Here is a 19,734-nt window from a genome sequence, read left to right as displayed (position 1 = left end):
CGTTATATGATGGATAATGCCGGGATACAAGAGACCCGACTCTTTTAATCTTTCAAGGAGCAAAGAATGCTGATTCTGACTCGTCGAGTTGGTGAGACCCTCATGATTGGGGATGAGGTCACCGTGACAGTTTTAGGGGTAAAGGGTAACCAGGTACGTATTGGTGTTAACGCTCCTAAAGAAGTATCTGTCCACCGTGAAGAGATCTACCAGCGTATCCAGGCTGAAAAATCCCAGCAGTCCAGTTACTGATATTGTCGCGTCTCGCTGTCGGGCGAGACGCAACCCTCCTGTCATTTTTCCTGCTCAAAGTTACCGTTTAATTTCAATCGCTCTCTTTTTAACCGCTCCATAACCCTTAACTCGTCCTATCTCCGCCTTTTCTGCATAGGTTTTCTGTGAAGAAGCCTGCAAAATCCGCTTATAAAACACCCTCTTTGCGGCTTTTACATGCGAATTGCGTGTGATTTGTGCAAACGATAAAAGCTTTTGGAAAATTGTTTGACTTATAAGTCCCAGAAAGTAATATATGCGCCACGCAGCGACGAGAAGCTCTTAACGAGTTGCTCGAAGCACTCGAAAGAGGCGTTGTGTGGTGAGGTGGCCGAGAGGCTGAAGGCGCTCCCCTGCTAAGGGAGTATGCGGTCAAAAGCTGCATCCGGGGTTCGAATCCCCGCCTCACCGCCATTTTGCATCCGTAGCTCAGCTGGATAGAGTACTCGGCTACGAACCGAGCGGTCGGAGGTTCGAATCCTCCCGGATGCACCATCTATTACTTCATATTGCTTTAGAAGTGATATGAATATCGAGCAGTACAGTAGTAAATCCCGATGCATCCGTAGCTCAGCTGGATAGAGTACTCGGCTACGAACCGAGCGGTCGGAGGTTCGAATCCTCCCGGATGCACCATTTACTATTTCTGAAAGCAGTACCCTGATGCATCCGTAGCTCAGCTGGATAGAGTACTCGGCTACGAACCGAGCGGTCGGAGGTTCGAATCCTCCCGGATGCACCATATTCTCCGAGATAATAGCCACGCTGTTGTTTCAAGTTCTGCGGGTTAATCGCAAGCACCAGGGAGGATAACGTTGCTTTAGCAACGGCCCAAAGGGCGAGGCGCAGCCGAGTAATCCTCCCGGATGCACCATTTACTGTTTCTGAAAGCATTTCCCGATGCATCCGTAGCTCAGCTGGATAGAGTACTCGGCTACGAACCGAGCGGTCGGAGGTTCGAATCCTCCCGGATGCACCATCTTCTCCTTCTTTGTTTATTCCTTCGACGTTCCGTCAGCAATCACACTCTCAGTCAGCGACAAAAACCACCATTTACGATAAAGTAATGCTTTGTTAATCGTTTAGCGAGAGCACGATGTACGCACAGTATGACGGTTTGATCTTCGATATGGATGGCACTCTCCTGGATACCGAACCCACGCATCGTCAAGCCTGGACAGACGTCCTGGGCCGCTACGGTATGCGTTTCGATCTTCAGGCGATGATTGCCCTCAACGGATCTCCCACCTGGCGTATTGCACAGGCCGTGATTGAACTGAATCAGGCCGATCTCGACCCGCACCTGCTCGCGCGCGAAAAAACCGATGCAGTAAAAGCCATGCTTTTAGATACCGTACGCCCTCTGCCGCTGATTGATGTGGTAAAAGAGTGGCACGGGCGTCGCCCGATGTCGGTAGGAACAGGCAGCGAAAGTGCGATTGCAGAAGCTTTGCTCAATCATCTTGGCCTGCGCCACTATTTTTCTGCCGTGGTCGCCGCCGATCATGTTAAACATCACAAGCCCGCACCGGACACCTTCCTGCTTTGCGCAGAATTAATGGGCGTCCCGGCGGCAAAATGCGTCGTGTTTGAAGATGCCGATTTCGGCATCCAGGCCGCGCGTGATGCCGGAATGGATGCGGTGGATGTACGCTTACTGTGAGTGACGCGCTGTCACTTGCCTCATTATTCGCCAGCAGTTTTTTAAGCGCCACGCTGTTACCGGGAAATTCGGAAGTGGTGCTGGTGGCGATGCTGTTGTCCGGCGTGAGTCAGCCCTGGCTGCTTGTATTAATAGCAACAATGGGTAATAGCCTTGGAGGGCTGACTAACGTTATTCTTGGGCGTTTCTTTCCGCTGCGTGAAAAATCGCGCTGGCAGGAAAAGGCAGTCGGCTGGCTAAAACGCTATGGCGCTGCCACGCTGTTATTAAGCTGGATGCCTGTAATAGGCGATTTACTGTGTCTGCTGGCGGGATGGATGCGCATCTCCTGGGGACCGGTGCTCTTTTTTTTGTGCCTTGGCAAGGCGTTGCGCTATGTTCTCGTGGCGTGGGCAACACTACAGGGTATGACGTGGTGGCACTAATTGGTGGAATGAATACGCGACCTTCAATCGTCAACCATTACAATTATGCTGAGTAACATTACTTTGACAGGCGGGAGGTCAATTTGATCCCGGACGTATCTCAGGCGCTGGCCTGGCTGGAAAACCACCCTCAGGCATTGAAGGGTATTCAGCGTGGTCTTGAGCGTGAAACGCTGCGCGTTAACGCAGACGGCAGTTTAGCGACGACGGGTCACCCGAAGGCGTTAGGCTCGGCGCTGACACATAAATGGATCACAACCGATTTCGCTGAAGCGCTGCTGGAGTTCATCACCCCAGTAGAGGGTGATATTGATCATATGCTGACGATCATGCGCGATATCCATCGTTATACCGCGCGCAACCTGGGCGACGAACGTATGTGGCCCCTCAGCATGCCGTGCTATATCGAGCAGGGCCAGGAGATTGAGCTGGCGCAGTACGGCACGTCAAATATCGGCCGGCTGAAAACGCTCTATCGTGAAGGGCTGAAAAACCGCTACGGCGCGTTGATGCAGACGATCTCGGGTGTGCATTACAACTTCTCGCTGCCAATGGCATTCTGGCAGGCGAAATGCGGTGAAACGGATAAAGACGCGATCTCGGAGGGCTATTTCCGCCTCATCCGCAACTATTACCGTTTCGGCTGGGTGATCCCGTATCTGTTTGGTGCCTCCCCGGCGATCTGTTCTTCGTTCCTGCAGGGGAAACCGACCACGCTGCCGTTCGAGAAGACCGAGTGCGGAATGTACTATCTTCCGTACGCCACCTCTCTGCGGCTGAGCGATCTCGGTTATACCAATAAATCGCAAAGCAATCTCGGTATTACGTTTAACGAATTGCACGAATATGTGGCAGGATTGAAGCGGGCGATCAAAACCCCGTCGGAAGAGTACGAGAAAATCGGCCTCGAAAAAGACGGCAAGCGTCTGCAAATCAACAGCAATGTGCTGCAGATTGAGAACGAGCTGTATGCGCCTATTCGTCCTAAGCGCGTAACGCGCAGCGGCGAAACCCCGTCGGATGCGCTGCAGCGCGGTGGGATCGAATACATTGAAGTGCGCTCGCTGGATATCAACCCGTTCTCACCGATTGGCGTTGATGAACAGCAGATTCGCTTCCTGGATCTGTTTATGGTCTGGTGCGTGCTGGCGGATGCGCCGGAAATGAGTTCAGACGAACTGCTCTGTACCCGAACAAACTGGAACCGCGTGATTCTGGAAGGGCGTAAGCCGGGTCTGACGCTGGGTATCGGCTGCGAAACGGCACAGTTCCCGCTGACGAAAGTCGGCAAAGATCTGTTCCGCGATCTGAAGCGTGTTGCACGCACAATGGACAGCATCGACGGTGGCGACGCATATCAACAGATTTGCGACCAGCTGGTAGCGTGCTTTGATAACCCGGAACTGACATTTTCAGCGCGTATTCTGCGTTCTATGATTGATCAGGGCATTGGTGGTACGGGTCGCTCACTTTCGGCGGAGTACCGTGAAATGCTGATACAGGAGCCGTTAGAAATCCTGAGCGAATCAGATTTTGTCGCGGAACGCGAAGCGTCCGTGGTGCGTCAGAAAGAGGTTGAAGCGGCGGATACCGAGTCGTTTGAGGCGTTTCTGGCGAAGCAGGCTTAAGCAGAAAAGAAAAAGGCCACATCGCTGTGGCCAAAATATACATCTCTGAATTCAGGGATGATGATAACAAATGCGCGTCTTTCATATACTCAGACGCGCATTCTGTAGAAGAGTTCAGTTTATTTTAAAAAAAATCACTGTCGGAGGTGACGTATGCCGTTATTAGATAGCTTTACTGTCGACCATACCCGTATGGAAGCACCTGCAGTCCGCGTGGCGAAGACCATGCACACCCCGCACGGCGACACGATCACCGTTTTCGATCTGCGTTTCTGCGTGCCAAATAAAGAAGTGATGCCGGAGAAAGGTATTCACACTCTGGAGCACTTATTCGCCGGTTTTATGCGTGACCACCTGAACGGCAACGGCGTTGAGATCATCGATATCTCTCCGATGGGCTGCCGTACCGGTTTCTACATGAGCCTGATTGGTCAGCCTGAAGAGAAACGTGTGGCAGATGCCTGGAAAGCGGCGATGGAAGACGTGCTGAAGGTGAAAGAGCAAAACCAGATCCCTGAGCTGAACGTTTACCAGTGCGGTACTTACCAGATGCACTCTCTGGAAGAAGCGCAGGAAATCGCGCGCCACATCATCGAGCGTGATGTTCGCGTGAACAGTAACGAAGAGCTGGCCCTGCCAAAAGAAAAGCTGCAGGAACTGCACATCTAGTGCACCTTTTCCCTCTCCCTCAGGGAGAGGGTAGGGTGAGGGTTGTTTAACCCATGACCACAACTTCGACTTTTTCCTTTATCCATCGTCCCCTCGTTCCGTTTGCACATGATTACATTCATGGTGACAGCGAGCCGTGGCATGAGCACGACTGCGCGCAGCTGTTGCATACCCTTAGCGGCGTGGTTCGGGTGGATACCGCATCTGGCTGTTGGGTTGTGCCTCCCGGTCGCGGCGTCTGGCTGCCGGCGGGGACCCGCCACTCGCTCCGCATAACCGGTAACGTGGCGGCGCGAACGCTGTTTGTCGATCCGCTGGCGCGGGCCGATCTTCCGGCCACCTGCCAGATCGTGCAGATCACATCGCTGCTGCGCGAACTGATCCTCGTCTGCCTTGCTTTACCTGAATCGTACTCACCCGGAAGCCGGGATGAGCGCGTCTATGAGCTGATTCTCGATGAAATCCGCACTATGCCGGTGCTGCCGTTTCACCTGCCGGAGCCGGAAAGCGAGGCGCTACGTCGCCTGTGTCTGCAAATCCGGCAAAACCCGGGGGAAAGCTGGAGCAGCGCGCAGGCCGCGAGCATGATGAACGTGAGTGAGCGCACCCTGAACCGCCATTTTCAGCAGCAGACGGGATTGAGCTACGGCGAGTGGCTGAGAAGGGCGCGCCTGCTGGAAGCCTTAGTGCGGCTGGCGCAGGGCCAGCCGGTATTGCGCGTGGCGCTGGATCTAGGTTACGGCAGCCACAGCGCCTTTACGGCGATGTTTCGCCGGGTGATGGGCGTCTCCCCCAGCGATTACTTTAAGAACGATTGACGGCATTAAACAGCGCCTGAAGCGACGCGCGCGCCACGTCGCTGTCAATGCCTACGCCCCAGCGGCTGCTGCCGTCCTGGAACAGGCAGCGGATGTAGGCCACCGACCGGCTGTCGCTACGTTCGCCTAACGTATGCTCGTGATAATCCTTAATCACGAACGGGGCGTTGACCCAGCGGCTCAGGCCGTGAGCAGCGGCGGAGAGCAGACCGTTACCGTGACCCTCCAGCTGGCGCGTTCCTCCCTGTGTGGCGACGCTGGCCGTCAGACGCAGCTGGCCGTCCTGCTGGCTGTCGCTGCGGTAGGATTGCAGCGCATAATTCGGCGATGCTACCAGGCCGTAGCGGGCGCGGAACAGCTGCCAAAGTGCATTATGCGTCATCTCTTGTCCGTGGCGATCGGTTTCCTGCTGCACGTGCTGGCTGAAATCATGCTGCAGGGCGCGAGGTAATTTCAGGCCATGATTCTGTTCGATGAGCCATGCGCTGCCGCTTTTTCCTGACTGGCTGTTTACGCGGATCACCGCTTCGTAGGTGCAGCCGATATCCTGGGGATCGACAGGCAGGTAAGGCATCTCCCAGCGATCGCCTTGCTTGCGGGCATCAAAGCCTTTTTTAATCGCGTCCTGATGCGAGCCGGAGAAGGCGGTATAGGCCAGCCGTCCTGCCCACGGATGGCGCGGGTGCACCGGCAGCTGATTGCAGGTTTCCACCACTTCCACCACCCGATTCATATCGCTAAAGTCCAGATTCGGGCTAACCCCCTGGCTGTAGAGGTTCATCGCCAGCGTTACCAGGCAGACGTTGCCCGTACGTTCCCCGTTACCAAACAGACAGCCCTCTACGCGGTCAGCCCCCGCCATTACGGCCAGCTCCGCGCAGGCGACGCCGGTACCGCGGTCGTTATGCGGATGCACGCTGATGCAGACGTCGCGGCGGCGGCTAAAGTGGCGACAGAAATACTCGATCTGGTCGGCATAGACGTTCGGCGTGCTCACTTCGACGGTGGCGGGTAAGTTGATCACCATAGGCCGTTCGTCGCACGGCTGCCAGATCTCCGCCACCGCTTCACAAATCTCCAGCGCAAACTCCGGCTCGGTAAAGCAGAAGGTTTCCGGAGAGTATTCATACTGCCAGCGGGTGTCGGGATTTTCCTCACACAGCTGGCGAATAAGCCGCGTCGCGCGCGTCGCCAGCTCAACGATTTGCGCTTTCTCCATGCCGAAGACCAGGCGGCGGAACAGCGGAGCGGTGGCGTTATACAGATGCACGGTGGCCTGCTTTGCACCGCGCAGGGATTCAAAAGTGCGATGGATGAGATCTTCCCGCGCCTGGGTTAATACCTGAATCGTCACGTCATCCGGGATGCGGTTCTCTTCAATCAGCTGGCGAACGAAGTTGAAATCCGTCTGCGAGGCGGAAGGAAAAGCCACCTCAATTTCTTTGAATCCGCAGCCCAGCAGCAAATCCCAGAACTGCAGCTTACGGGTGCTGTCCATCGGCTCGGCAAGGGCCTGGTTGCCGTCGCGGAGGTCGGTGGAAAGCCAGCGCGGCGCGCGGGTGATGCGTTGCTCCGGCCAGCGGCGGTCGGGCAGGGAAAGGGTCGGATAGGGTTGGTACTTGTCGGCGGGTGTGTTCAGCATGATGCGCTCCTGTTGTCTTTTCACTATCGTGAATTGATTACAGGAGCGCTGCTTTATCGAAACTGACAATCGCTGTCGCGTTCTGGACAACCGGGGCGGTTGCCCGTTGGCGGCTACCAGCGCAGAGGATTAATGCGCGCCGCCGCCGCCGCCGCCGGCACCAAACGGCGGTCTGGCAAACCACACCAGCCCCAGCAGGATGATAAAGATCCCTGCCGATATCCAGAAAATCTCGTTGGCCGAGATAATTAGCCCCTGGTTGGTTATCTGCTGGGCAATCCAGCCGGACGCCTGCTGCTCCGTCATTCCCATCCCCTGAAGCTGGCTATACATCTGCTGAGCATTCGGGTTGTACGGGTTCACCGCTTCGGTCAGCTGGGCGTGGTGCATAGATTCACGGTTCGTCCACAGGGTGGTGGTGATCGACGTACCGATGGAGCCCGCTAGCGTACGGGTGAAGTTCGACAGGCTCGACGCGGCCGCCAGACGCTCGGGCGGTAAGCCAGAGAGCGTGATGGTAGTCAGCGGCATAAAGAAGCACGCGACCGCGAAGCCCTGAATGAACTGCGGCCACGCAGAGGCGCCAAAGTCCATTCCCGGCTCAAAGGTATACGCACGCCAGTAGAAGCACACCGCATACATGATGAAGCTGAACGTCACCAGACGGCGCATGTCGAGCTTATGGGCGAAGCGGCCAATTATCGGTGACAGCAGGACCGGGATCACCCCGACCGGCGCTGAGGCCAGACCCGCCCAGGTTGCGGTATAGCCATACACCTCCTGCAATAGCTGCGGCAGCAGAACAATCGCGCCGAAGTAAAGCATATAGGCGAGGCTGATACACAGACAGCCAATGGTAAAGTTTCGCGACTTAAACAGCGAGAGATCGACTATCGGGTTGTCGTCCGTCAGCTCCCAGACGATCAGGAAGCTTATCGACACCACCGCGACAATGGTCAGGATGATAATTTCCTGCGAGTTGAACCAGTCGAGCTCTTTACCGCGGTCGAGCATGATCTGCAGACTGCCGATACCCAGGATCAGCAGCGCCAGCCCGATGCTGTCGATTCGCCGCTGTTCGGTGCGGGTCTCACGTCCCCGCAGCGACTGCAGCGTCATTAATACCACGACGGCGCCAATCGGTACGTTGATGAAGAAGATCCAGCCCCAGTGGTAGTTATCGCTGATGTACCCGCCCAGAATCGGTCCGCAGATGGGCGCGACGATAACGGTCATCGACCAGAGCGCCAGCGCGACGGAACGTTTTGCGGGAGGGTAGTTGCTCAGCAGCAAACTCTGAGAAAGCGGGATCAGCGGCCCGGCGACAATCCCCTGAATGACGCGGAAGAAAATCAGCATCGTCAGGCTGCTGGACATGCCGCACGCCCACGAGGCCAGTACAAACGCCACCGTGGACCAGAGGAACAGCTTCACCTCACCGACGCGCTTTGCCAGCCAGCCGGTAATCGGAATGGAGATGGCGTTTGCCACCCCAAACGAGGTAATGACCCAGGTCCCCTGGCTCAGCGACGAGCCAAGGTTACCGGCAATGGTCGGGATCGCCACGTTTGCGATGGTGGAGTCCAGCACCTGCATGAATGTAGCCAGCGACAGCGCGATGGTCATAATGACCAGCTGCGCCCCTTCCAGCGGTTTTTGAGGCTTTTGCTGTTGCATAACGCTCACCTTCGGATTAACCGGCGTTTGCCTTCACGATGTCATCGATCAGCTTGTTGACCGGATCGAGGCTAATTTCACGGGCGTTACTTTCATAAGCCGGGCTGCTGCGCACCTGGCTTGCCAGGATCTGACCGTCGCGGTTGGCAGTGTCAACGGTCACCAGCGTAGAGAGGCCGATACGCAGCGGGTGATCCGCCAGCTGTTTGGCATCAAGTTCGATACGCACGGGCAGACGCTGAACCACTTTGATCCAGTTACCGGTGGCGTTCTGCGCAGGCAGCAGGGAGAAGGCGCTGCCGGTCCCCATATCCAGACCCACCACTTTGCCGGTGTACTTCACGTCATCGCCGTAAATGTCGCTGACAACCGTCGCGGTCTGGCCGATACGCATATGGGCAAGCTGCGTCTCTTTAAAGTTGGCGTCGACCCAAAGATTGTCTGCCGGTACGACCGCCATCAGCGGCGTGGTCGGGCTAATCTGTGCCCCTGGCTGGACGGAACGACGGGAGACATAGCCGGTCATCGGGCTGACGATTTTGGTACGCTGCAGGGCAAGCCACGCGTTACGCACTTCGGTCGCCGCCTGCTGAACGGCGGGCTGGTTTTCCAGGCTGGTGCCCAGCACCATCGCCTGGTTGGCGTTGTACTGTTGAATGGCCACATCCAGCTGTGCCTGAGCGCTGGCAACGGCATCGCGGGCGTGCTGCAGCTCTTCACGGCCAATCAGGTTAGCCGTCCCGAGCGGTACGCGGCGGTTCAGGTCGCTCTGCGCCTGTGCGAGTGCGGTTTTCTGCACGTCGATGTTGGCCTGCAGCTGTTTGCTGTTGATCATCAGCTGTCGGGTCTGACGGACGCTCGAGGCGAGCGCGGTCTGTGCTTTTTCAAACGCCTGCTGGGCGTCGGTTGGATCGAGGGTCACCAACACATCGCCTTTTTGCACAAAGTCGGTATTGTCAGCCCAGACTTTCGTCACGCTGCCCGACACCTGCGCCATAATTTGTACCTGGTTCCCTGCCACGTACGCGTCGTCAGTCTCTTCAGCATGACGCAGTACTAAAAACCAATAGATCCCATATGCCACGGCAATAATGATAAAGAGCAAGGTCAACAGAAGAAGGGCGCTCTTACGTTTGCCTTTCTTGTTGGCCGGTTGCTGCGGGGTAGTGCTCTCCGCATTTGCGCTCATTGTTGTTCTCCACGATCTTCTTATTTTCACATCGGCTGAGCCGACCTGTTGTCAGAAAGGCCAGCAGTGTGACGTGCTGGCCTGTCGGTTTTCTTATGAATCAGGAATGGTGAGCGTGTCGTCGCGTTAGCGCAGCGCCTCAAGAACGGCGCCGTCTTCATCCATCTGGTCCAGACGGGTGAGCAGCTTGCGAGTGATGTGCTCAAGCTGGTCGCGCTCGGCGGTGCTGAGGACAGACCAGAGTTTGTGCAGGCAATTGTGCTGCGGTGGCAGCACCTCGCGCAGGAACTGGTGACCTTTATCGGTCAGTTGCAGATGCAGGCAGCGGCGATCGTTGTCGCTTTCGCGGCGCTCAATCCAGCCACGCTTTTCGAGTTCATCGGCAATACGGGTCGCATTGGTACGGGAGGAGCCCAGCGCGCAGCTCAGTTCGGAAGGCTGAATGCTGTGATTTTCCTGAGACTCCAGCGTGATCAACGCCATAAACAATGTCTCGTTAATCCCTTGAGCTTTCAGCATTTTATTACGGTTTTCCAGCAGCTTACCCTGCATGTGCATGCACAGGCGAGTCAGCAGGATTTCCTGGTACGGAAAGTCCTCATGGCGACTGGCGCGGAATTTAAGCATTTGTTCAATGGGCGTAAACGAACTATCCATTTGGGCATAACCTCATTAATTACAGCCGATATAGTAACGACAGTGACAAATAATGTAAATGAATTATTTGTGCGGTTATATCCGCCAAACTTATGTCACCATCAGAAAGCGCCGGGTAAGTCCGTGACCCGGTGAGCACAGAAAGCGTAGGGTATGAACCCGCTGAGGAAAGGATGTGAGGACGGGGGTCTGAACTATTCATGCCAATTGTAAATATGTCACCCACATTAAAATTTCTGGGATAAATGATTACGTTTACATTAACAGAGTGAAGGGCCTCTTAACACCCTAAGAGGCCAACTCAATGTAAATGTTAGTTAATTGCATCCTGACGGTGGTAACCGCGCCACCATACTAGCAGGTTGAGGGTAGCGACGATGGCCCCAATCGCACACACCCCCGACCAGCCCGCATGCTGCCACGCCGACGCTGAAATTAGCGAACCCGCAGCGCCGCCGATAAAGTAGCTGGTCATGTAGCCGGCCGTCAGGCGGTTACGCGCCTCTGGCTTCACGCGATAGATAACGGTCTGATTGGTAATGTGAACGCCCTGTACGGTGAGATCGAGTACCAGGATACCGACGATCAGCGCCAGCACCGAGATGTGTCCGTACCAGATCGCCGCCCAGGAGAGCAGAAGTAAAATCAGTCCTGCGGAGGTGGTCAGGTGGGATTTGCCCTTGTCGGCCAGCCCGCCTGCGGGACGCGCGCCCAGCGCGCCTGCGGCGCCGGCCAGGCCGAACAGGCCAATCACCCCTTCGGAATAATTGAACGGCGGTGCGGCCAGCAGAAACGCCATCGACGTCCACAGAATGCTGAAGTTAGCGAAGGTGAAGCAGCCCAGCAGGGCGCGAGTGCGCAGAAGCTTATCCTGGGTGAACAGGCTGAAAACGGAGGCCAGCAGCTGCGGGTAGTTCAGGTGGTTTTCCTGCTTCACTTTTGGCAGCCCGCGCCACAGCGCCAGCGCCATAACGACCATCAGCACGCTCGCCACCCAATATACGGTGCGCCAGCCGCCGAGGCTTGCCAGCAGCCCTGCAACGGTACGAGCCAGCAAAATCCCCAGCAGCAGGCCGCTCATGATGGTACCCACCACCTTGCCGCGTTTTTCCGGAGAGGCGAGAGTCGCGGCGAGCGGGACCAGAATTTGCGCCACCACGGAGAACAGTCCCGTTAGCGCGGTTCCGACGATCATCATCGTCAGCGACTGGCTGCTGGCGGTGATCAGCATCCCACCGGCGGCCAGCAGGGTCATGGAGACGATCAGCATTCGGCGTTCAAACATATCGCCCAGCGGCACCAGAAACAGCAGCCCGGCGGCATAGCCTAGCTGTGCTGCGGTGACGATAAAGCCTGCGGAGCTGGCGGAGAGATTGAACGCGCGGGCGATGGTGTCGAGAAGAGGCTGCGCGTAATAGTTGCTGGCGACGGCCAGACCCGTTGCCACGGACATTAAAAGGATGAGTGCGGGGCTAAGCCCTTGAGTTGTTTTTGTCATTAGTTTCAGGAATCGTTAGTTGAGTGATTATTTTTCCGGAAACCATAATAGCTAATGATTGTGAAAGTTGGGGGATTGTTGGGTGATGGATTGTGCGGTTTAGGTTGGGTGCGGTTTGATCCCCTCACCCCGGCCCTCTCCCTTTGGGAGAGGGTTAGGGTGAGGAAAAATGTTTTACTTCTGCGCCTCAAGCGCCTCTTTCACCCAGCCGTCAAACTGCTGCTGGTGGGCTTTGATCCAGCCGTCGACGTGGCCTTTGACATCCGCTTCAGACGATTTGCCCGCGTGCATCATCGCGTTCTGGGCGTTGATGTCAGCCAGCGGCAGCTTCATTACCGAAAACAGCTTCGCCGCCGCCGGGTTTTTCTCCGCCCAGGCTTTGTTCGCCACGATATGCATGGTGTTCACCGGGAAGCCGTAGTTCATGCCGTTCGGCAGTTTGGTGTCGATATCTTTCTGCTCGCCCGGCAGGGAAGAGAACGGCACCTGCAGCCACACCACGTCTTTACCCGGCTTCAGCACATCGCTCACCCAGTACGGCGTCCAGGTGTAGTAGATCACCGGTTTACCCTCTTTGAAGCGGGCAATGGTGTCGGCCATCATCGCTGAATAGTTGCCGTGGCTCACGTCGACCGTTTTCGCCAGATCGAAAGCTTGGTTCTGGTGGTTAATCACCGCTTCACAGCCCCAGCCAGGCGAGCAGCCCATCATGTCGGCCTTGCCGTCACCGTTGGTGTCAAACAGTTTGGCGATCTTCGGATCTTTCAGCTGTTCAATATTGGTGATGTGGTACTTATCGGCGGTTTTCTTGTCGATCAGATAACCCTGCGCCGCGCCCGTCACGAAGGTACCCTCGCGATAGAATTTCTTGTCGCCACCGGCGGCGGCATACATGTCGTCGTGCAGCGGCTGCCAGTTGACGGCGGTAAAGGTGGCGTCACCGGAGGCAATCGAGGTGTAGCCCACGTTGTAATCCACTTCGCTTGGCGTGTTAACCGTGTAGCCCAATTTTTCCAGCGCGCGGCTGACGATCAGGGTCTGGAAGCTCTCTTCCGAAATGGTGCTCTGTACCGGCTGCACGGTAATGCCTTTGCCCGGCAGGTCTGCCGCAAACGTGCTGGTGGAGACAAGGGTGGCAAACGCTGTGGCAAAAAGTACGTTATGTCGCATCGTTGTTCCTTATTTTATAAATGGGCGGGTGAGTAACCCGACAGGGCCGGTGGAATACCAGCGACGGTTGCCGCGACTGCGTGAATCGCGACCGACGGCCTGGGTCAGGCGGTCAAGAATAATGGCGAGGATCACAATCCCGACGCCGCCAACGGTAGCCAGCCCCATGTCGAGACGGCCAATGCCGCGCAGCACCATCTGACCCAGACCGCCAACGGCAATCATCGAGGCAATCACCACCATCGAAAGGGCCAGCATCAGCGTCTGGTTAACGCCCGCCATGATGGTTGGCATGGCCAGCGGGAGCTGAACCTTAAACAGCATCTGGCGCGGGCTGGCGCCGAACGAGCGTGACGCTTCGATCAGGTCCGCAGGCACCTGGTTGATCCCGAGAATGGTCAGACGAATAATCGGCGGCAGGGCGAAGATAATGGTGACCACCACGCCCGGCACGTTGCCGATGCCGAACAGCATCACAATCGGCACCAGATAGACGAATGCCGGGGTGGTCTGCATCGCATCCAGCAGCGGGCGAATAATCTTCGCCGCCCGCGGGCTGCGCGCCAGCCAGATCCCCATCGGCAGGCCGATGACGATGCAGAAGAGCAGGGCAGTCAGCACCAGCGCCAGGGTGATCATCGCCTGCGACCAGGCCCCAATCGCGCCGATGGCAATCAGCGAAATCAGCGTGGCGATCCCCATCCCGGCGCTGCCAAACTGCCAGGCAATCAGAGAGAACAGAATAATCGCCACCGGCGCCGGCATGCCCAGCATCAGCTGCTGGAAGCCGTTCAGGATGTAATCCACCGGAATGCGGATCCCCTGGAAAACCGGGCGGAAGTGCGTCACCACCCAGTCGATCCCCTCCGTGACCCAGCTGTCCAGCGGGATCAGCGTTTTATGGAACGGATCCATGATGTTGAAGTGCTCTGGCGCAGGCGCGGGTGCGCTATTGAGCCAGTCTGCCGCGCCGCCGCCATCGGCAGGAGCTGGCGTGGAACCCCACGCATCGGCGGATTGAGTAGCGCTGTCCGCTGCATCAGCGGTGCCCCACGGGTTTGATTGGTCAGCCATTGTTTGCCCCCTCGCGATCTAAAGCCTGCAGCAGCATGCGTTTTGAGATGATGCCGACGTACTGTTGTTCTTCACCCACGACCGGCACGGCACACGGTGCCTGTCCCACGTGAGAAAGCAACTCGCTGAGCGGCGTTTCGGCGTCCACGGCAAGCGGAGCGTCAATTAACGCCGCATCGATGCCCCTGTTTTCGCCAAGCGCGGTTTTCAGGGAGTCGATGGAGACAACGCCGACAAATTTATTGCCGCGTTCAACCAGATAACCGTATTCACGGTCTTCGTCCTGCAGCAGCTTAAGCGCCGAGCGTGGGCCGAAACCTGGGGTTTTACGAATAATGCCGTTTGGCGTTCGACGGGCAATATCTTTGGCGCTAAAGACCTGGCTAATATCCACGCCGCGGAAGAAGGTGCGTACATAATCATTCGCCGGATTATTGAGAATTTCATCCGGCGTGCCGACCTGCACCACTTCACCGTTTTGCATAATGGCAATACGGTCGCCAATACGCATGGCTTCATCCAGATCGTGGGAAATAAACACAATGGTTCGCTGATGTTTAGCCTGTAATTTTACCAGCTCGTCCTGCATCTCGGTACGAATTAACGGATCGAGGGCGGAGAAGGCTTCGTCCATTAATAATATGTCTGGATTAATGGCTAATGCGCGGGCTAATCCCACGCGCTGACGCATACCGCCGGAAAGTTCATCCGGGTACGCATGCGCATAATTTTCCAGCCCAACCTGACGCAGTGCATCCAGAGCTTTTTCCTGACGTTCCTGAGCCGGCGTGCCGGCTAATTCCATGCCGAAGGCGGTATTATCCAGTACCGTCATGTGCGGCATTAGTGCGAATGACTGAAACACCATTGCGATCTTCTTTCTGCGCACCTCGCGAAGCTCGGCGTCTGATATTCTGGCGATATCCACGCCGTCAATCAGCACCTGTCCGCGGGTGGGTTCAATCAGGCGATTGAGAAGGCGAACCATAGTGGATTTACCCGAACCGGATAATCCCATGATGACAAAAATCTCGCCTTCTTCAATGGCCAGACTGGCGTCTTTAACGCCAAGCGATAGCCCGGTTTTTTCCAGAATTTGCTCTTTTGTGAGGCCTTTCTCAATATATTTGAATGCGCGCTGCGGGTGCTCGCCAAATACTTTATAAAGATTTTTCACTTCTAATTTAATTGCCATACAATAGAGAGTGTCCCGTTATTTGTTTATGCCGATATGATTACCATGGTAAATTGTTAACGGGCATAACCCTAACATACTGAGAATCTGAGACAACCCTGGGTTTGCTTATGGCATGAATTTTCAGGGAAGCGAAACGGCTGAATTTCCCATGAATAAAGGGCCGAGCGTGATTTGAATTTTTCTCAATTTTTTGCTCTGGAGTCGGGGAATTTCGCCTGAATCGGACGATTCAGGCGAATATGGCGTGGAAATGACAGTGTAGTTGCTTTGTAAATATTAGAGAGGAAATTGTTGGGTTTATATTAAATTAACGAACGTTAACGTTCATTAAAAATCCCAGTCTTCATCTTCGGTTTCCACCGCTTTGCCCATCACATACGATGAGCCCGATCCCGAGAAGAAATCGTGGTTTTCGTCGGCGTTGGGCGACAGCGCAGCCAGAATGGCCGGGTTCACTTCCGCCATCTCCGGTGGGAAAAGCGCCTCGTAGCCCAGGTTCATCAGCGCCTTGTTGGCGTTGTAGCAGAGGAAGGCCTTCACGTCTTCCTCCCAGCCGGTGCCGGCGTAGAGTTCCTCGGTATAGCTCAACTCGTTGTCGTACAGATCCATCAGCAAATCGAGCGCAAAGCCTTTAAGCTCATCGCGCTTTGCCTCGCTGATTTTCTCCAGCCCTTTCTGATACTTATAGCCGATATAATACCCATGTACCGCTTCATCACGAATGATAAGGCGAATCAAATCGGCGGTGTTGGTGAGCTTGCCCCGGCTCGACCAGTACATGGGCAGCCAGAAGCCGGAATAGAAGAGGAACGATTCCAGGAATACGCTGGCGATTTTCTTTTTCAGCGGCTCCTCGGCCCGATAATACGTCAGTACCAGCTCCGCCTTTCTCTGTAATGACTCACTCTCCTCGCTCCAGGCATAGGCTGCGTCCACGTCTTTGGTCTGGCACAGCGTGGAGAAAATCGAGCTGTAAGAGCGGGCGTGCACCGCCTCCATAAAGCTGATGTTCGACATCACCGCCTCTTCGTGCGGCGTCAGCGCGTCGCTCATCAGAGCAGGTGCGCCAACGGTATTCTGAATGGTGTCCAGCAACGTCAGGCCGGTAAAGACGCGGATCGTCAGCTGCTGCTCGGCGTGGCCGAGCGTTTGCCAGGCCGGAATATCGTTGGAGAGCGGGACCTTTTCCGGCAGCCAGAAGTTGCTGGTCAGGCGGTTCCACACCTCCAGGTCTTTGTCGTCCTGGATTTTGTTCCAGTTAACGGCATGTACTCGTGACAGTTTCATCCTTTCTCCTTACAGCGCGCAGGACACGCAGCCTTCGATTTCGGTGCCTTCCAGCGCAAGCTGGCGCAGGCGAATGTAGTACAGCGTTTTGATGCCTTTCTTCCAGGCGTAGATCTGCGCCCTGTTGATATCCCTCGTGGTGGCGGTATCCGGGAAGAACAGCGTCAGCGAGAGCCCCTGATCCACGTGTTTCGTCGCCTCGGCGTAGGTGTCGATGATTTTTTCCGGGCCGATCTCATACGCGTCCTGATAGAGCGCCAGGTTCTCATTGGTCATAAACGGGGCAGGGTAGTAAACGCGCCCGGTTTTGCCTTCTTTGCGAATCTCGATTTTCGACACGATCGGGTGGATGCTCGACGTGGCGTGATTGATATAGGAGATCGAACCGGTTGGCGGCACCGCCTGCAGGTTCTGGTTATAAATGCCGTAGCGAATCACGTCGTCACGCAGCTGGTGCCACATCTCGCGCGTCGGCAGAGTAATCCCCGCGCGGGCAAACAGTTCGCGCACTTTTTCGGTTTTCGGCTACCAGTCGCCTTCCAGATACTGGCTGAAGTATTCCCCGCTGGCGTAGCGGGACTGCTCAAAGCCCGCGAACCGCTGGTTGCGCTCGCGCGCCAGCATCATCGAAGTGTGCAGCGCGTGCCAGGTAATGGTGTAGAAATAGAGGTTGGTGAAGTCCAGCCCTTCCGGACTGCCATAGGCGATGCCCTCCCGCGCCAGATAGCCGTGCAGGTTCATTTGCCCCAGCCCGATGGCGTGCGACGCGGCGTTACCCGCTTCAATAGACGGCACGCTGCGGATATGGCTCATGTCCGACACCGCCGTTAGCCCGCGAATGGCGGTCTCCACCGTGCGGCCAAAGTCGGGGGAGTCCATGGTGTGGGCAATATTCAGCGACCCGAGGTTGCAGGAGATATCCTTGCCGATGTCCGCGTAGTCGAGGTTTTCGTCGTAGGCCGATGCGCTGTTGACCTGCAAAATCTCCGAGCACAGGTTGCTCATGTTGATGCGCCCGGCAATCGGGTTCGCGCGGTTCACCGTATCTTCATACATGATGTACGGATAGCCGGACTCAAACTGGATCTCCGCAAGCGTCTGGAAGAAATCGCGGGCGTTGATATATTTTTTGCGAATGCGCTTGTCGGCTACCAGCTCGTCATACAGCTCGCTTATCGCCACGTCACCAAACGCTTTGCCGTAAATACGCTCAACGTCATACGGCGAGAAGAGCGCCATCCCGGCATTCTCTTTGGCCAGTTTAAAGGTGATATCCGGGATCACCACGCCCAGCGACAGGGTTTTGATGCGGATTTTTTCGTCGGCGTTTTCGCGTTTGGTATCGAGAAAACGCAGAATGTCCGGATGATGCGCGTGCAGGTAAACCGCTCCCGCACCCTGGCGCGCGCCAAGCTGGTTAGCATAAGAGAACGCATCCTCCAGCATCTTCATCACCGGGATCACGCCGGAAGACTGGTTTTCGATGCGCTTGATCGGCGCGCCCGCTTCACGCAGGTTAGAAAGCAGAAACGCCACGCCACCGCCGCGTTTGGAAAGCTGCAGCGCCGAGTTCACCGCGCGGCCAATCGACTCCATGTTATCTTCGATACGCAGCAGGAAGCAGGAAACCAGCTCGCCGCGCTGGGCTTTACCGCAGTTGAGGAAGGTCGGCGTGGCGGGCTGGAAGCGGCCGGAGAGGATCTCGTCGGTGAGCTGTTGCGCCAGCGCTTCATCGCCCTGCGCCAGGGTCAGTGCGACCATCACCACGCGATCTTCAAAGCTCTCTAAGTAGCGTTTGCCGTCGAAAGTCTTCAGCGTATAGCTGGTGTAGTACTTCCATGCGCCGAGGAAAGTCTGGAAACGAAAACCGCTGGCGTGGGCGCGTTCAAACAGCTTCACCACAAAGGCACGGTCGTAGCGGGTGAGTACGCGCGCGTCGTAGTAACCCTCGTTAACCAGATGGTCAAGACGTTCATCCTGGGTGGCAAAGGTCACGCTGTTGGGCCGCACGTGGGCGGCAAAAAAGGCGTCCACCGCCTCACGGTCTTTATCAAACTGAATGCGTCCCTCCCGGTCATAGAGGTTAAGCATCGCGTTTAATGCGTGGTAATCCGGCGTCGCCTGGATCACCCGTTCTGCGGTTGTCGTTGCCAAAATTCGTTCACTCCTTTACGCACGTTTTCGACGTCCTGCTGCGTCCCCATCAGCTCAAAGCGATAGAGATACGGCACGCCGCATTTTTGAGAGATGACATCCCCGGCGCGGCAAAAGGCATCGCCGAAATTGCGATTCCCCGCCGCGATCACGCCGCGGATTAGCCCGCGATTATGAGGATCGTTCAGAAAGCGGATCACCTGGCGAGGTACCGCGCCCGCCGTACCGCCTCCGCCATAGCTGGGCACCACCAGAATGTACGGTTCCTCTACACGGATCCGCTCCCGCTCGTTGAGCGGAATGCGCACCGCAGGCAGCCCGACGCGCTCAATAAAACGGAGCGTGTTTTCCGAGCTGCTGGAGAAGAACACCAGTCTGCTCATGCCCGTGCGGCCTGCGAGGCGAGGCGGTTGATCATGTCCGGGCGAAAGCCTGACCAGCTGGTCTCCCCGGCTACTACCACCGGAAGCTGACGGAAACCCTGCGCGCGAAGGGTGTCTGCGGCCTCGGGCTGCTGGTCAATATTCACCATCTCAAACGCCACGCCGCGGCTTTCCATCGCCCGTTTGGTCGCGTGGCACTGAACACAATCGTTACGAGTGTAAATAATAATGCTCATGATTCGTATTTCCATTTAAAATGAGAGAACGGCGCGAATCATCGCGTCAGGTTGTGTGTGTCTTGCTAAAAGGAATACTAGATGTAGTTGTCT

At 56.2% G+C, this 19,734-nt stretch carries 17 protein-coding genes, 5 tRNA genes and 1 pseudogene; 11 read left to right on the top strand and 12 right to left on the bottom strand.

Annotation, left to right across the window (positions count from 1 at the left end; translation table 11 throughout):
• Nucleotides 1-66: 66 nt before the first annotated feature.
• The 11 genes from csrA to KGP22_RS17390 all read left to right on the top strand — a co-directional run bounded on the left by csrA (nt 67) and on the right by KGP22_RS17390 (nt 5,476).
• Nucleotides 67-252 (top strand): carbon storage regulator CsrA, encoded by a 186-nt coding sequence (gene csrA / locus KGP22_RS17440; protein ID WP_000906486.1) that lies wholly within the window; start codon nt 67-69, stop codon nt 250-252.
• A 342-nt stretch (nt 253-594) separates the two neighbouring features.
• A tRNA-Ser gene (locus tag KGP22_RS17435) sits at nt 595-687 on the top strand.
• 4 nt (nt 688-691) lie between these two features.
• A tRNA-Arg gene (locus tag KGP22_RS17430) sits at nt 692-768 on the top strand.
• Nucleotides 769-832: 64 nt separating this feature from the next.
• Nucleotides 833-909 (top strand) — tRNA-Arg (locus tag KGP22_RS17425).
• A gap of 29 nt (nt 910-938) precedes the next feature.
• Nucleotides 939-1,015: transfer RNA gene (locus tag KGP22_RS17420), tRNA-Arg, on the top strand.
• Between the two features lie 160 nt (nt 1,016-1,175).
• A tRNA-Arg gene (locus KGP22_RS17415) sits at nt 1,176-1,252 on the top strand.
• Between the two features lie 117 nt (nt 1,253-1,369).
• Nucleotides 1,370-1,936 (top strand): fructose-1-phosphate/6-phosphogluconate phosphatase, encoded by a 567-nt coding sequence (gene yqaB, locus KGP22_RS17410; protein ID WP_032648006.1) that lies wholly within the window; start codon nt 1,370-1,372, stop codon nt 1,934-1,936.
• A complete protein-coding gene (locus KGP22_RS17405) occupies nt 1,933-2,361 on the top strand; it encodes a YqaA family protein (RefSeq protein ID WP_008499541.1) in 429 nt (142 codons plus the stop codon). Before yqaB ends, KGP22_RS17405 begins: the two co-directional genes overlap by 4 nt.
• An 83-nt stretch (nt 2,362-2,444) precedes the next feature.
• Complete coding sequence (gshA, locus tag KGP22_RS17400; protein ID WP_223580359.1) at nt 2,445-3,989, top strand: glutamate--cysteine ligase; 1,545 nt, start codon at nt 2,445-2,447, stop codon at nt 3,987-3,989.
• 153 nt (nt 3,990-4,142) lie between these two features.
• A complete protein-coding gene (gene luxS, locus KGP22_RS17395) occupies nt 4,143-4,658 on the top strand; it encodes an S-ribosylhomocysteine lyase (RefSeq protein WP_008499539.1) in 516 nt (171 codons plus the stop codon).
• Nucleotides 4,659-4,711: 53 nt separating this feature from the next.
• Nucleotides 4,712-5,476 carry a helix-turn-helix transcriptional regulator gene (locus tag KGP22_RS17390; RefSeq protein ID WP_223580357.1) on the top strand — a complete coding sequence of 255 codons (765 nt, stop codon included), beginning with the start codon at nt 4,712-4,714 and terminating at the stop codon, nt 5,474-5,476.
• On the opposite strand, the gene leuA is transcribed toward KGP22_RS17390, so the two are convergent.
• From leuA to nrdH, 12 genes and pseudogenes are all read right to left on the bottom strand, one after another.
• Nucleotides 5,463-7,118: a 2-isopropylmalate synthase gene (leuA, locus tag KGP22_RS17385; RefSeq protein ID WP_223580355.1), complete on the bottom strand. Its 1,656-nt coding sequence runs from the start codon at nt 7,116-7,118 to the stop codon at nt 5,463-5,465. The genes KGP22_RS17390 and leuA overlap by 14 nt on opposite strands.
• Before the next feature lie 129 nt (nt 7,119-7,247).
• Entirely contained in the window at nt 7,248-8,795 is a 1,548-nt protein-coding gene (gene emrB / locus KGP22_RS17380; protein WP_115876129.1) for a multidrug efflux MFS transporter permease subunit EmrB, read from the bottom strand.
• Nucleotides 8,796-8,811: 16 nt separating this feature from the next.
• Complete coding sequence (emrA, locus tag KGP22_RS17375) at nt 8,812-9,984, bottom strand: multidrug efflux MFS transporter periplasmic adaptor subunit EmrA (protein WP_045909303.1); 1,173 nt, start codon at nt 9,982-9,984, stop codon at nt 8,812-8,814.
• A gap of 126 nt (nt 9,985-10,110) precedes the next feature.
• Complete coding sequence (gene mprA / locus KGP22_RS17370) at nt 10,111-10,641, bottom strand: transcriptional repressor MprA (RefSeq protein WP_023333174.1); 531 nt, start codon at nt 10,639-10,641, stop codon at nt 10,111-10,113.
• Between the two features lie 313 nt (nt 10,642-10,954).
• Nucleotides 10,955-12,139 carry an MFS transporter gene (locus tag KGP22_RS17365; RefSeq protein WP_127732096.1) on the bottom strand — a complete coding sequence of 395 codons (1,185 nt, stop codon included), beginning with the start codon at nt 12,137-12,139 and terminating at the stop codon, nt 10,955-10,957.
• 174 nt (nt 12,140-12,313) lie between these two features.
• Nucleotides 12,314-13,309: a glycine betaine/L-proline ABC transporter substrate-binding protein ProX gene (gene proX / locus KGP22_RS17360; protein WP_115876127.1), complete on the bottom strand. Its 996-nt coding sequence runs from the start codon at nt 13,307-13,309 to the stop codon at nt 12,314-12,316.
• 9 nt (nt 13,310-13,318) lie between these two features.
• Nucleotides 13,319-14,383: a glycine betaine/L-proline ABC transporter permease ProW gene (gene proW / locus KGP22_RS17355; protein WP_223580353.1), complete on the bottom strand. Its 1,065-nt coding sequence runs from the start codon at nt 14,381-14,383 to the stop codon at nt 13,319-13,321.
• On the bottom strand, nt 14,376-15,578 hold the full coding sequence (proV, locus tag KGP22_RS17350) for a glycine betaine/L-proline ABC transporter ATP-binding protein ProV (RefSeq protein WP_024907685.1): 1,203 nt from the start codon (nt 15,576-15,578) through the stop codon (nt 14,376-14,378). Before proV ends, proW begins: the two co-directional genes overlap by 8 nt.
• A gap of 330 nt (nt 15,579-15,908) precedes the next feature.
• Complete coding sequence (nrdF, locus tag KGP22_RS17345) at nt 15,909-16,868, bottom strand: class 1b ribonucleoside-diphosphate reductase subunit beta (RefSeq protein ID WP_223580350.1); 960 nt, start codon at nt 16,866-16,868, stop codon at nt 15,909-15,911.
• Between the two features lie 9 nt (nt 16,869-16,877).
• Nucleotides 16,878-19,022, bottom strand: a pseudogene (gene nrdE / locus KGP22_RS17340) (class 1b ribonucleoside-diphosphate reductase subunit alpha).
• Nucleotides 18,995-19,405 (bottom strand): class Ib ribonucleoside-diphosphate reductase assembly flavoprotein NrdI, encoded by a 411-nt coding sequence (gene nrdI / locus KGP22_RS17335; protein WP_133295016.1) that lies wholly within the window; start codon nt 19,403-19,405, stop codon nt 18,995-18,997. Before nrdI ends, nrdE begins: the two are co-directional and overlap by 28 nt.
• Nucleotides 19,402-19,641, bottom strand: coding sequence for a glutaredoxin-like protein NrdH (nrdH, locus tag KGP22_RS17330; RefSeq protein WP_111965893.1), 240 nt, complete (start codon nt 19,639-19,641; stop codon nt 19,402-19,404). Before nrdH ends, nrdI begins: the two co-directional genes overlap by 4 nt.
• Between the last annotated feature and the right edge of the window lie 93 nt (nt 19,642-19,734).

The organism is Enterobacter sp. JBIWA005 (genome assembly GCF_019968805.1).
In the GTDB taxonomy this organism is placed as follows: Bacteria; Pseudomonadota; Gammaproteobacteria; order Enterobacterales; family Enterobacteriaceae; genus Enterobacter; species Enterobacter vonholyi.
The sequence above is the reverse complement of the archived record's forward strand: the minus strand, read 5'-3'. Positions and strand labels throughout refer to the sequence as shown.